At 73.1% G+C, this 12,926-nt stretch carries 12 protein-coding genes and 1 pseudogene; 1 reads left to right on the forward strand and 12 read right to left on the reverse strand.

Going from position 1 to position 12,926, the window contains the following annotated elements:
* Positions 1-19: 19 nt before the first annotated feature.
* The 4 genes and pseudogenes from ACFYX0_RS01760 to ACFYX0_RS01775 form a co-directional block, all read right to left on the reverse strand.
* Positions 20-676 (reverse strand): annotated as a pseudogene (locus tag ACFYX0_RS01760) (MBL fold metallo-hydrolase); the annotation flags it as partial.
* On the reverse strand, positions 622-786 hold the full coding sequence (locus tag ACFYX0_RS01765) for a hypothetical protein (RefSeq protein ID WP_355907365.1): 165 nt from the start codon (positions 784-786) through the stop codon (positions 622-624). The pseudogene ACFYX0_RS01760 and the gene ACFYX0_RS01765, both read right to left, overlap by 55 nt.
* 130 nt (positions 787-916) lie before the next feature.
* Entirely contained in the window at positions 917-1,174 is a 258-nt protein-coding gene (locus ACFYX0_RS01770) for a hypothetical protein (protein ID WP_388965160.1), read from the reverse strand.
* 152 nt (positions 1,175-1,326) lie between these two features.
* Positions 1,327-1,785 carry an RrF2 family transcriptional regulator gene (locus ACFYX0_RS01775; RefSeq protein ID WP_388965162.1) on the reverse strand — a complete coding sequence of 153 codons (459 nt, stop codon included), beginning with the start codon at positions 1,783-1,785 and terminating at the stop codon, positions 1,327-1,329.
* 64 nt (positions 1,786-1,849) lie between these two features.
* Here ACFYX0_RS01775 and ACFYX0_RS01780 point away from each other — a divergent pair, with 64 nt between their 5' ends.
* Positions 1,850-4,825 carry a beta-galactosidase gene (locus ACFYX0_RS01780; RefSeq protein ID WP_388965164.1) on the forward strand — a complete coding sequence of 992 codons (2,976 nt, stop codon included), beginning with the start codon at positions 1,850-1,852 and terminating at the stop codon, positions 4,823-4,825.
* A 57-nt stretch (positions 4,826-4,882) separates the two neighbouring features.
* Here the strand turns inward: ACFYX0_RS01780 and ACFYX0_RS01785 are convergent, their stop codons facing one another.
* The 8 genes from ACFYX0_RS01785 to ACFYX0_RS01820 form a co-directional block, all read right to left on the reverse strand.
* Complete coding sequence (locus ACFYX0_RS01785) at positions 4,883-5,782, reverse strand: 3-hydroxyacyl-CoA dehydrogenase (RefSeq protein ID WP_355907354.1); 900 nt, start codon at positions 5,780-5,782, stop codon at positions 4,883-4,885.
* Positions 5,779-6,795 (reverse strand): 3-hydroxyacyl-CoA dehydrogenase NAD-binding domain-containing protein, encoded by a 1,017-nt coding sequence (locus tag ACFYX0_RS01790; protein WP_388965166.1) that lies wholly within the window; start codon positions 6,793-6,795, stop codon positions 5,779-5,781. The genes ACFYX0_RS01785 and ACFYX0_RS01790 overlap by 4 nt, the downstream gene beginning before the upstream one ends.
* A complete protein-coding gene (locus ACFYX0_RS01795) occupies positions 6,792-8,024 on the reverse strand; it encodes a CaiB/BaiF CoA transferase family protein (RefSeq protein WP_388965169.1) in 1,233 nt (410 codons plus the stop codon). The genes ACFYX0_RS01790 and ACFYX0_RS01795 overlap by 4 nt, the downstream gene beginning before the upstream one ends.
* A 5-nt stretch (positions 8,025-8,029) precedes the next feature.
* Positions 8,030-9,256 carry an acyl-CoA dehydrogenase family protein gene (locus ACFYX0_RS01800; protein WP_388965172.1) on the reverse strand — a complete coding sequence of 409 codons (1,227 nt, stop codon included), beginning with the start codon at positions 9,254-9,256 and terminating at the stop codon, positions 8,030-8,032.
* Between the two features lie 254 nt (positions 9,257-9,510).
* Entirely contained in the window at positions 9,511-10,356 is an 846-nt protein-coding gene (locus ACFYX0_RS01805) for an SMP-30/gluconolactonase/LRE family protein (protein WP_388965175.1), read from the reverse strand.
* Positions 10,353-11,126 carry an IclR family transcriptional regulator gene (locus ACFYX0_RS01810; protein ID WP_388965178.1) on the reverse strand — a complete coding sequence of 258 codons (774 nt, stop codon included), beginning with the start codon at positions 11,124-11,126 and terminating at the stop codon, positions 10,353-10,355. Before ACFYX0_RS01810 ends, ACFYX0_RS01805 begins: the two co-directional genes overlap by 4 nt.
* 194 nt (positions 11,127-11,320) lie before the next feature.
* Positions 11,321-12,562 (reverse strand): helix-turn-helix domain-containing protein, encoded by a 1,242-nt coding sequence (locus ACFYX0_RS01815; protein ID WP_355907336.1) that lies wholly within the window; start codon positions 12,560-12,562, stop codon positions 11,321-11,323.
* 3 nt (positions 12,563-12,565) lie between these two features.
* Complete coding sequence (locus tag ACFYX0_RS01820) at positions 12,566-12,718, reverse strand: hypothetical protein (protein WP_311697425.1); 153 nt, start codon at positions 12,716-12,718, stop codon at positions 12,566-12,568.
* Positions 12,719-12,926 lie beyond the last annotated feature (208 nt).

Consider the following 12,926-nt stretch of genomic DNA (forward strand, 5'->3'; position numbering starts at 1 on the left):
TCCGCAGCGACTCCCGGGCCGCCGTACTGTCCTGCGTGAACGCCCGGCACAACAGACAGGGGCCCTGACGGCCGGTGACGCTGTCGTCGGTGACCAGGGCGTCGCCCGTGAACGCGACGGCCCGGCCGGGCAGCAGGAACGTCGTGCTCCCGGCGGTGTGGCCGGGTGTGTGCACCGCCTGCGGACGCCCGGGCATCGAGCACCTCCCCGTCCCGGAACGACCGCAGGACCGGGACCGCGGCGGTGCCGAGCGCTCCGGACCGGGCCAGGTGCAGCGGCGCGCGCAGCGCGGACGGACGGCGGACGGCGTAGCGGGCCAGTGAGCGCTCGGGCCGCCAGTAGCGGCGGGTGCGCCGGGGGCGCGGAGGATCGGGGCGTCCTCGTCGTGCACCCACACCTCCGCGCTCACCCGCCGGGCGATCCCGAAGTGGTCGAGGTGCCCATGGGTCACCAGCACGGCCCTGATGTCGCGGACCGACCGGCCCGGGCTCTCCAGCCGGTCGGACAGCCCGCCCCAGTGGCTGGGCAGTCCGGCGTCCACCAGGGTGAGATCGGTGCCTTCCTGGAGGAGATAGAAGTTCACGAGCGGATCGCCGAGCCGGACGACCCCGGCGGGGAGCGTCATCGCGACACCTCCGCGTGGCGCCCGGGAGCGCCGGTCACGGTGACGGTGCATCCCACCGCCTCCACCAGGCCGGCACCCAGGAGGGCGCAGGGCGTCCAGGCACCGGGAGCGGCCCCCGCCAGCACGCGCAGTGCCGTCTCGGCGGCCAGATCGGCGGTCATCGCGACCCCTTCCCCGGCGCTCAGCTCGGCGGTCAGGACCCGACCGTCGGGGGCGATGGCCTCGGCGTAGGCGTACGAGACATCGGCGGCGACCCGCGACGCGCGGTCGGCGGGGCAGGACCGTAGGCGGTCACGTCGTCCGCTCCGCCCACCCGCCGGGCGGCCTCAGGTCCCCCACCGGCAGCGGGATCATCGACCGCTGCACCCCGCCGAGGGTCGGTGTCGCGGCGCCGGAGCCGAGAGGAGCGCGCACCAGCCGCCCCGCCGCATACGTGGTCGCTCCCTCGGGCAGCGTCGCGGCGACGGTCGCCGGGGTCCCGGCGGTGTCCTGGGCGGCGGCCGGGGCGGCGGCCACCCGGAGGCCGCCCTGCTGCGCCGGCTGCTGCACGGCACCCCCGGCGGCGAGGCCCTGGCCACCCGCTTCCCGTCACCCGCCCCCGCACCGGCCAAACCCTCGGCACCGGCCGACGCCCCGCCCGCCCGGCGACCGGCGAAGAACCGCTGAGGCCCCGGCCCGCGGCCGGAGGGCGCACGCCTCCGCTACGGGTTCTCCCAGGCCGCCGGCTCCTCCGCGAGCTCCCGCACCGGTGCCGGCAGGGTGCCCGACGCGATGTCCGCGAGCGTGACGCCCTCCAGGATGCGGCGGACGTTCGCCCGGACCGCCACCCACAGCGGCAGCAGCGGCTCGGCGGGACCGGTGTAGGCGAGTTGGCTCGGGCGTTCGCCGCGTACGGAGACGATCGGGCCGTCCACCGCGCGGATGACGTCCGCGACCGTGATCGCGTCGGCGGGCCGGGCCAGCCGGTATCCGCCGGTGCCGCCGCGCCGGCTGTCGACCAGGCCTCCCCGGCGCAGATCGCCGAGGATGCCCTCCAGGAACTTGTGCGGAATGCCCTGCGCGGAGGCGACCGTCTCCGCCTTGACCGGACCGCTGTCCTGCCGGACGGTCAGCTCCAGCACCGCCCTTACCGCGTAATCCGCCCGCGCCGAGATCCTCATGGACCCATTGTCGGGCCTGCCCCCATGCACAATGGCCGCATCCGCGCCCGTCGAGGAGACTGTCTTGGAGCTGAGCAGACGTACCTTCAGCGCGATCGCCGGCACGGCAGCGCTCGGACTCTCACTCGGCGGGAGCAGCGCCATGTGCGTGGCGGCCGCCGGCGTGCCGACCGGCCCACCGCCCGCCACGCCGGGCGCGGACGGCCGGACGCACCGGGTGGACTTCGACCGGTACTCGATGATCGTCGACGGCCGGCGGCTCGTGCTGTGGTCCGGCGAGATGCACCCCTTCCGGCTGCCGAGCCCGTCCCTGTGGCGGGACGTCCTGCACAAGCTCCGCGCGTACGGCTGCAACACGGTCAGCGTCTACGTCTCCTGGAACTACCACTCCCCGGCGCCGGGCTCCTACGACTTCACGGGCGTACGGGATCTGGACCTCTTCCTGCGCACGGCCGCCGAGGCCGGGCTGTACGTGACCCTGCGCCCGGGCCCGTACATCAACGCCGAGGTCGACGCGGGCGGCTTCCCCGGCTGGCTGACCGCCACCCGGGGCACGGCCCGCACGGCCGACCCGACGTATCTGCGTCACGTCGACGAGTGGCTGACCGCCGTGAACCGGATCGCGGTGCGGCACCTGTACACCAGGGGCACCGGCACGATCGTGCTGTACCAGCTGGAGAACGAGTACGCGAACCACGTCACCGAGCCCACCGGCCGCGACTACATGGCCCATCTGTACCGCAAGGTGCGGGCCGACGGCATCGACGTGCCACTGTTCCACAACGACAAGGGCAGGAACGGGGACTGGGCCCCCGGCACGTTCGACACGGGCGGTGAGCGCGGCCGCTGGCTGTACGGCTTCGACGGCTATCCGTCGCCGTTCCAGGCCCCGCCGGACTGGGGGTACTTCGGCCCGGGTGGGATCAAGGGCGGCTCCACGGCGAGCCCCGAAACCCCCGGTCTCATCGCGGAGTTCGGGGGCGGCTGGTTCGATCCGTGGGGCGGTGCGGAGTTCGGCGGGAAGGGGTACGCCGAGTCGCGCCGCACCCGTGACGCGGCGTACGAGCGACGCTTCTATCTGACCAACCTCGCCAACGGCATCAAGATCCACAACGTCTACATGACCTTCGGCGGCACGTCCTGGGGCTGGCTGCCCGCGCCCGCCGTCTACACGTCGTACGACTACGGGGCCGCCCTCGACGAGGCCCGGCAGCCCACCGCCAAGCTCGTGCCGATGCACCAGATCGGGCATCTGCTGCAGAGCTTCCCCGACCTGACCGAGCTGGACCGGGCGGCGGACGTCTCCGTCGGCGCGCCGGAGATCAGGGCCTACCACCTCGTCAGTCCCGGCACCGGAGCGCACGTGTACGTGCTGCGCAACGACTCCCCCACCGACGCCGTCGCCGCCGTTCCGCTCGCCGGGACGACCGTGCAGGTGCCGGTCCCCGGCCGGGACGCCCGGCTGCTGGCCGCCGGGATCTCCCTCGGCCGGTGGACACTGCGCCACTCCACCGCGCAGCCCATGCTGCGCATGACCGCCGGCCGCCAGGACATCGCCGTGTTCACGGGCCGCACGGGCGAGGCGACGGAGACCGCCCTGGAGAGCGCGAGCGAGCCGGCCGTCGCCGTGCTGGAGGGCACGGCCGACTGGTCCTACGAGGGCGGCGTCCTGCGCGTGACCGCCCGGCTCGACGGCCTCACCCGGATCGCGGTGACGGACAAGGGAAAGGGAGGGGCGGCCCCCCTGCTTCTGCTGCTCGCCGACGACGCGGCCTCCGTACGGCTGTGGCCGCGCACCACTCCATCGGGGCCGGTCCTGGTGCACGGGCCCGCCCTGCTGCGCACCGCCGCGCTGCGCGGTGCGACCGCCGAGCTGACCGGGGACACGGTCGAGGAGGCGGACCTGGAGGTGTGGGCGCCGCGCGGGGTGAGCGAGGTCGTCTGGAACGGGTCCGGGGTGCGCACACGGGGGACCCGCTCCGGCAGCCTGCGCGCCGAGCGGCGGCTGCCCGGCGCCGGTGCCGTGCGGCTGCCCGCGCTGACGGGGTGGCGCCGCAAGGACGAGAACCCCGAGTCCGCCGCCGGTTTCGACGACTCGGCGTGGCGGACCGCCGACCTGACCACGTCCTTCAGCACGACCCCCGTGCCCGCCGGGGGGCCGGTCCTCTTCGCCGACGACTACGGCTTCCACTACGGGGACGTCTGGTACCGGGGCCGCTTCGAGGGCGCGGCCGGGGCCGAGTCGGTGTCCCTCTCCTATGTCACCGGCACCCAGGGCCTGTTGATGGCGTGGCTGGACGGCCGCCAGCTGGGCACCCACCGGATGCCCGTGCCGGACACGAGCACGGTCCGGCAGGCGACCTGGAAGGCCACGGCGACGTTCCCGCTCGCGCCGGGCAGCCGGTCCCTGCACGAGAACGGCCCGCACGTCCTCTCCGTCCTCGTCCGCCGGATGCAGCACGACCAGGACGGCCGGGCGAACGACAGCCACAAGGCGGGCCGGGGCCTGACCTCGGTCGCCTTCGACGGCGCCTCCCCGTCCGTACGCTGGCGGATCCAGGGGGCGGCCGCCCCCGACCCCGTACGCGGTCCGCTCAACAACGGCGGTCTGTACGGCGAGCGGAACGGCTGGCATCTGCCCGGCTTCCACGACCGCGGCTGGCGGCCCGCGCCCCTCCCGGACGCCGGGCGACGACAGGGTGTGGTCTGGTACCGCACCGGCTTCCGGCTGTCGGTCGACCCCGCCACGGACGCGTCGATCGGCCTGACCCTCGGGGACGACCCGTCCCGCGCCTACCGGGTACAGATCTTCCTCAACGGCTGGAACATGGGCCAGTACATCAACGACGTGGGCCCCCAGCACACCTTCGTCCTGCCGAACGGGATCCTGAACACACGGGGCGACAACACCCTCGCCCTCGCCGTCCTGTCCGACGGCACCACACCCTCCGGTCCGGCCACAGCAGAACTGACCCTGCTCGGCCGGGCGTCCGGAGGAGTCCCGGTGACACGGGTGAACTCCCCCGGCCCGGTGCGGTAGAAGCCGGCCGGCCGATCCGGTCACGGCACCCGTGGCCCGGCCCGGTCGGGTGCGCTGTCATTCCGGGGGGAGTGTGGTGTGGGCGATGCCCGTCAGGTTGCCCTGGACGATGAGGGGTTCGGTGAGGGAAGAACCGTCCAGATCGGCTGCGTAGACGGTGCCGCCCAGGTCCGTCACGTAGAGGCGGGCGGACCCCCGGTCCAGGGCGAGGCCGATGCCTTCCATCAGGTGGGCCCACAGGATCTCGGGCTCCCGGCGGCCTGCGGACGGCGGGTCCAGCGGGGCGCGGTTCACGGTGTTGCCCCGTGGTGGGGCTCCGCGGTCCGTCCAGTACAGCATGCGTGCCGTGAGGTCGAGTTCCAGGTCGATCGGCTCCGGCAGCCCCTCGAACAGCACCTCGATGTCGCTTCGTTCGGCCGCGGTCTCGCCGGCCGGGACGTCGATCCCGGCGCGCAGGATCCTCCCGAGGCCACCGTCGTTCGGGCCCTTCTGCGTCCAGTAGAGGTGTCCGGCGCCGGGGTCCACGGCCACGCCCACACACCATCTGGTCTCGTCGCGGCGGTCCTCGTCGCCCTCGCCCGCCCGCACCAGCGTCTCGACGTGCGAGCCGTCGAGGTCGCAGCGCATGACGCGCATCCCCTCCCGGTCGCCCCAGTACAGCTTCCGGGTCGTGGGCTCCAGCTGGAGTTGCTTGGGGGTGTGGGTGACGCCGGTCGGGACGATCGTCGTACGGTTGCCTCCGTCCAGGTCCACGCGCTCGATCGAGCCGTCGTCCGCCGACGGGACCCCCATGTTGGTCCAGTAGACGTGCCCGGCCTCGGCATCGACGGCGATCCCGTCGGGGATCCTGCATCCGGTGACGAGGATCTGCTTGCCGGAGCCGTCGGGGTGCACGGAGAACAGCCGGCCGCCGCCGCTGGCCTCCAGCACGAACAGTCTGTCCCGCGGCCCGGTCATCGTCCCTCCTCCGGCGGCCCGTCGGTCCCCGCGCTCGCCGATCGCAGGTCGCCCTGGCTCGCACGCACCGCCAGCAGGCCGAACAGCATCGCGTCGCGCCGGGCCGCCAGTTCGTCGATGGAACGGCCGCCCGCCTCCTCCAGGACACCGCTGACGATCTTCTCCCTGAGCTCGGGCGTGAACTCGGGCGCGCCCAGTTCCTGCCAGGACTCGACCATCCGCGGCATGAGGGTGTCCATGAAGTGCTGGATGCCGCCCTCGCCGCCGCCCAGATGCCACAGCAGGCTGGGCCCCATCACGCCCCACCTCAGTCCCGGCCCCCAGGACACGGCGTCGTCGGCGTCGGCGACGTCGAGCACTCCCTGCCCGATCAGATGGACGACCTCGCGGTACAGGGCGGCCTGGATGCGGTTGGCGACGTGTCCGGGGAGTTCCTTCTTGAGGTGGATCGGCTTCTTGCCGATCGCGGTGTAGAAGGCCATGACCTCCCGGACCGTCTCCGGGGCCGTCCTCGATCCGCCGACGACCTCGACCAGCGGGATGACGTGCGGCGGGTTGAAGGGGTGGCCGATGACGGTGCGCTCCGGACGCCGGCACTCGGCCTGGATGACGCTCATCGTGATGCCCGACGTGCTGGACGCGATGATGGCGTCCGGCGGGGTGGCGTCGTCGATGTCGGCGAACAGCTTGACCTTGAGTTCCGGGCGCTCCGGCGCGTTCTCCTGGACGAAGTCGGCGTCCGCGAGGGCCTGACGCAGGTCGGCGGTGAAGCTCAGGCGCTCGGGCGAGGCCCCGTGCGCGAGCCCGAGGCCGGCCGCCGCGTCCCAGGCCGCCGCCACGTACGACCGCAGGGCCGTCTCCGCGCCGGGGGCGGGGTCGGTCGCGGTGACGTCGAAGCCGCGGGCGAGGTAGTGCGTGGCCCAGCTCGCGCCGATGGTGCCCGTGCCGACGATCGTCACTCGGTGGACGGGCTTGCGCGGCGCGACGGGGTCCGTCCGGCTGCCCGTGCTCATCGCGTCGGCTCCGTCCCCGATGCGCCCGGGATCGCTCCCTGGGTGCGCAGCTCCGCGATCTCGGCGGTGTCGAAGCCCAGTTCGGCGAGGATCTCGTCGGTGTGCTCGCCCAGGTCCGGCCCCCGCTTGGCCGGCACCTTGGGCACCCCGCGGACGTTGACCGGGCTGTTGACGGTGCGGTCCAGACCGGGGACCCCCTCCAGCGGTACGACGATGCCGTTCGCGGGCAGCTGCGGATCCTCCGCGGTCTCCTGCGGGGTCTGGATGAGGCTGTAGGTGATGCGTTCCCGGTCCAGGACGTCCTTCCAGTAGGCGAAGGGCCGTGAGCGGAACTCGGTGTCGAGCAGCCCGGTCAGCGCCGCGGAGTTCCTGATGAAGCCCTCGACGTCCCGGAAGCGTGCATCCTCCAGCAGCTCGGGATGCCCGACCGCCCTCGTCAGCGCGGGCCAGTAGGCGGGGGTGGTGACGAGCATGAACCACTCGTCGTCCGCGCACCGGTAGGGGTTGACCAGCGGGTTCGACGGCGCCGTCCGGTCGTGCAGCCCGAAGAACGCGCCGCCCGCGAGCGCGCCGGCCACCAGCGTGGCGGTCGACCAGACGCCCGCGGCGAGCAGCGAGGTCCCCACGCTGGTGCCCTGTCCCGTGCGCTCGCGGTGGTACAGGGCGGTGACGACGGCCGCGTAGACGGCGATCGCCGACATGTAGTCACCGCTGCCCCAGACCGGCACCGTCGGCGGGGCCCCCGCGTCGCGGGTGGAGGCCAGCAGTCCGCTGCGCGACCAGTAGGCGGTCACGTCGAAGCCCGGCAGCGCGGCGTCCGGTCCGGCGTCCCCGAAGCCCGTGATGTCGGCGTAGACGACCCGCGGGTTCCAGGCCGAGACCTCCTCGTACCCCAGGTGCAGCTTCTCGCGGGTGCCGTGCGGGAAGTTGGTGATCACCACGTCCGCCCATTCGACGAGACGCTTGAGGATCTTGGTGCCGCCCGGCGACTTCAGGTCGATCACCATGCCGCGCTTGTTGCGGTTGGCGAGGTGCCAGCTGTAGTTGGCCTCCGCGCGGGGGCTCGGCGGCAGATAGCTCAGCCGCCGCTGCGGGTCGCCCGGTCCCGGTGGCTCGACCTTGATCACCTCGGCGCCGAAGTCGCCGAGCATGGTGGCCGCGGCCGGTCCCGCGATGAAGCTCGACGCGTCGAGGACCTTCAGGCCCGTGAAGACGGATTCCGTGGTCATCGTCATCACCTCACAAAGGCGCTGAGACCGCCGGTCACGGCCCGGCCGACGATCAGCGTCTGGATCTCCCGGGTGCCCTCGTACGAGTAGAGGGCCTCGGCGTCGGCGACGAACCGGCCGACCTTGTAGTCGAGGACGATGCCGTTGCCGGCCAGCAGCTCCCGCGCCCACCCCACGCTCTCCCGCATCCGCACGGTGCAGTAGGCCTTCGCCAGCGCGGACTGCTCGTCCCGGTACACCCCCGCGTCCTGCAACTGGGCCAGACGCGTCACCATCCCGCACGAGGCCGTGGCGTTGCCGAGCATCTTCACCAGCAGGTCCTGCACGAGCTGGAAGCCCCCGATCGGCCGCCCGAACTGCTCGCGCTCCTTGGCGTACTGCAACGCGATCTCGTAGGCGCCGAACATCACCCCCACCGCCTGCCACGCGACCCCGCTGCGCGTCCGGCGCAGGATCTCCGCGGTGTCCTTGAACGAGTTCGCGTTCTGCAGCCGGTTGGCCTCCGGAACGCGGCAGCCCTCCAGCACGATGTCGGCGTTCTGCACGATCCGCAGCGCCATCTTGTGCTCGATCTTCGTCGCGGTGAACCCGGGGGTGTCCTTCTCCACGACGAAGCCCAGCACATGACCGGTCTCGACATCGCGGGCCCAGACGACGACCAGGTCGGCGAACGTCGCGTTCCCGATCCACCGCTTGGCTCCGTCGAGGACCCATCCGTCGCCGTCCCTGCGCGCGGTCGTCCGCAGGCCGCCGGCCACGTCGGAGCCGCCGTGCGGCTCGGTCAACGCCCAGGCGCCGATCTTCTCGAAACGGCTCATCGCCGGCAGCCACCGCTGCTTCTGTTCATCGGATCCGAAGGTGAGGATGGTGCCCATGGTCAGACCCGTGTGCACGCCGAAGAACGTCGCCAAGGACGCGTCGGCGTGCCCGAACTCCAGCGCGAGGAAACCCGCGAAGAGGTTGCTCGGATGGGCTTGCCCGGAGTCCGGGGCCGCCCAGTCCAGCAGGCCCAGCTTCCCGAAGCCCTCCACGAGCTGGAAGGGGAACTCGGCCCGGGCCCAGTAGTCGTCGACGATCGGGGCGGCCTGCGTGCGGAGGAACGTGCGGACGGACTCGATCTTCTCCCGTTCCCTGTCCGACAGCAGTTCCTCGTAGGCGTAGAAGTCGGCGGGCAGCAGGCCCGCCTCCAGATAGGGACCGGACGGTGTCGGCATCATGGCCGCGACGCTCATCGCGCTCTCCCTCGGGCACGGATCGGCAGCGGGTCTACAGGTCCGGGACGGCGGGCGCGCTGCTGCCCGGTGTTCCGGTGCCCCGGCGCGATTGAACGCGGATCCGGGGCCGGTTCCGTGGACCCACGCCGTACGCGGGCGCGGTCGGCGCCGTGCACCACCCCAGTGGTCCGGTCGCGGTCCGGTGCGCGCGCCCGGCCGGCGCACAGCGAACGGCCCCCGCCCGGCGACCGGGCGGGGGCTCGAAGGAGGGGTCAGCCCGCGAACGCGGGCTGTGGCAGGCCCGTCCCCGCGCCGGGTACGACGAGCAGCGAACCGGAGAGCGGATGCGGTGCCTCCAGTCCCGTACGGGCCGTGGTGATGTAGAGGTCCGACAGATCGGCGCCGCCGAACGCGCATGCGGTGGGGCGGCGCACCGGCAGCCGAAGGACGCGGTCCAGCTCGCCGGAGGGGGTGTAGCGGTGGATCGCGCCGCCGTCCCACAGGGCGACCCAGACACAGCCGTCGGCGTCGACGGTGAGTCCGTCGGGGAATCCCTCCTCGACCTGGACCAGCGGACGCCGGCCGGCCGGAAGGCCGTCCTCGCCGATGTCGAAGACGTCGACCCGGCGGGTCGGCGAGTCGATGTAGTACACCAGCCTGCCATCAGGGCTCCACCCCGTGCCGTTGCTGACGGCGACGTCGTCCAGCACGGTCAGCACGGTGCCGTCCGGGGCGATGCGGGTCAGGGCGCCGCCGCCCGGCGCCTCGTCGTAGCGCATGGTGCCCGCCCACAGCGAGCCGTCGGCGGCGACGGCCGCGTCGTTGCCGCGGCGGCCGGGCACCGGTTCGCGGTGCAGCCAGCGGAAGCCGTCCGCGTCCGGCCCGTACAGGCCGACGCCGTCCCGGAGGTTGACCACCAGGCCGCCGCCCGCGCGCGGCTTGGCGGCGCCCACGTGCTGCTCGGTCGCCATGACGGTGCGGCGCCCGGCGGCGGGGTCGTAGGTGTGCACCCGTGACCCCAGGATGTCGACCCAGATCAGCCGCCCGGCGGCGGCGTCCCACGTCGGGCCCTCGCCGAGGGCCGCGTACTCCCGTACGGCGATCTCGTACGGCGTCATGCGGCGCCCCGGTGGCCGAGCTGCTCGGACAGCTCCGCGGCACCCTTCGTCACGAGCTGCTCCAGCTCGGCGCGGCGCTCCTCGCTCCAGCGGATCATGGGCACGGAGATGGAGAGCGCGGCGACGACCTGTCCGGTGCGGTCGCGCACGGGCGCCGCGACACAGCTGACGTCGGGGTTGGACTCGCGGGTCTCCACGGCGATGCCGCGGGCGCGGATCTCGCTCAGCGCCTCGTGCAGGGCCGCCGGGTCGGTGATGCTGTTGGGGGTCATCGCGACCAGCTCGGCGTCGCCCGGGATGCGCGCGGCCAGCTCCTGCTCGGGGAGGGAGGCGAGGAGCATCTTGCCGACGGAGGTGCAGTGGGCGGGCAGCCGGCGGCCGGCGGCCGACACCATGCGCACGGCGTGCGTGGAGTCCACCTTGGCGATGTAGATGACGTCGGTGCCTTCGAGGATGGCCACGTGCACGGTCTCGTCGCAGGTCTCGGCGACCGAGCGGGCGATCTGCTGGCCCTCGGCGGCGAGGTCGAGCTGCTCGGCGTAGCGGCTGCCGAGCTGGTACGGGCGCACACCGAGCCGGTAGCGGCCCGGCTGCCCCGGCACCGGGACGATGTAGGACCGGGCGGCGAGCGTGGTGACCAGCTCGTGCACGGTGGTGCGCGGCAGCTGGAGCCTGCGCACGATGTCGGGGGCGGAGAGCGTCCCGTCACCGTCGAGGAAGAGCTCGAGTATGTCGAGAGCCCGTGTCACGGCAGGTACGAGGCGTCCCACGACCGGCCCCCTCTCTGTGTTCGAAATTTCAACTGGCGATCGGCATCGCGAACACAGGCTAGTCATACTGGGCTTGGGCGGGCAATGGGCGTGCGGGGCGTGCACCCTGGGGGCCACGGTCCTGCTGTGGTCACGGAGGGCGAGCGAAACGGCGACGGTGCCGGGCGTGGCCAGGCATACGGGGCCCGGCGTCGCTAGCGGTGGAAACCGAGGTCGCCCAGTTCTCCTCTGAGGCGCTGTGCGCGCAGGACCAGTTCCAGTTCGAAGCGGCGGTCCGGGTCATCGATCTCGTCCCCCCACAGTTCGCGGATCTGCCGCAGGCGGTAGCGGACGGTCTGCGGGTGGACGCCCAGCCGGGCGGCCACCTCCGGCGCCCCGCCCCGGGTCTCCAGCCAGGCAAGCAGCGTCTGGGCGAGCCGGCGCGCATGGGTCGGCCCGCACTGGGCCAGCGGCGCGAGACAGCGCAGCGTCAGGTCGTCGATCAGCTCCTCCGGTTGCAGCAGCACCAGCGCCTCCGTGTGCTCGGTGCAGTGCAGCACCTCCCCGCCGGGCAGCAGCCCCCGCTCCATCAGCCGCACCGCCGCCTCGGCCCAGCGCAGCGACTTGGCCGCGTCGGCGAGCGGTACCGGCGGCCCGATCGCCCCGGCCCATCCGCTCAGGGCCCGTTGCAGCAGTTCGGGACGGCCCGCCGCGTCCGGCTCGGGCACGACCATGCGGGGCCGCTCGTACTCCATGTCGAGCAGCACGCCCTGGCCGACCGCCGGCGCCATCGCCTCCCGTGCCGGGCGGATCAGCACGCCCACGGCGACCTTCTCCGGCAGCGGCCAGCCCACCCGCGCCGCCCGGTCGGCGAGCGCGTCGACGGGATCGCCGCGGTGGTACTCGGACAGCAGCAGTTCCATCAGCCGCCGCTGGAGCCGCAGGCGCTCGCCCGCCTGCCGGGCCGCCGCCTCGGCATAGCCCCGCACGGACTGGTCGACCAGGCCGTCCAGGTACTCGTATCCGGCGTCGACCAGCTCGTACATCGCCGGGGGCGGGATGTCGACGCGCTGGCCGATCTCGGCGAAGCGCCGCCAGGCGAGCCGGACGCCGAGCCGGTAGATCGCCTGGAGCGCGTCGAGACTGCGGCCCTCCAGCCCCTCGCCGCGCCCGAACTCCTGGAAGACCTCGGGGTGCACACGCGGACGGTCCTCCGCGGACTCCAGATGCTGGACGAAGACCTCGATGGCGCGGCGGATCCCGACCAGGGCCATGGGTTCGCCGGAGTCGTCGAGCACCACCGGAAGATGCGGATACTCCCGGCGGATCTCCTTGAGGATCTCCTCGGCGAGCGCCGGCGCCTCGGCCATCGCCAGCGCCGTGAACCGCCGCGCCTGGAGGCGGGGCACCGCGTACCAGGCGGAGCGGGCCGTGACGGTTCCCGGGCGGGCCGTCACGGATCAGCGCTCCTGGCCGGTGTTCTCGTAGGTGATCAGCGGGGTGTTCGGCTGCGCGGGCGTCGCGTCGAGGAGGGCGACGACACCGAGCGCGGCGCCCACGGCGAGCGCGGCGGCGGCCGCCATGGTGAGAACGGCGGCGAGAAGTCTGGACATCGCAGGGTAAGCCTCTCTGTCGAGGTCGTCCCCCACCCCGGTGCGCCGCAGCGACCGCGAACGGTCGCTCCGCGGCACCTGCCCTGCCGGCCCCGTACCGACAAGTACCCAGTTTCGGCAAGTGATTGACACTCCGTCAAGAGGCGCCTACGGTTCCCGGCCCAGACCGCACGCGCACTATCCCTCTGGTGTCGGCCCACCCGTAGCC

The sequence above is a fragment of the Streptomyces sp. NPDC002573 genome, assembly GCF_042889625.1.
Taxonomy (GTDB): Bacteria; Actinomycetota; Actinomycetes; order Streptomycetales; family Streptomycetaceae; genus Streptomyces; species Streptomyces gibsoniae.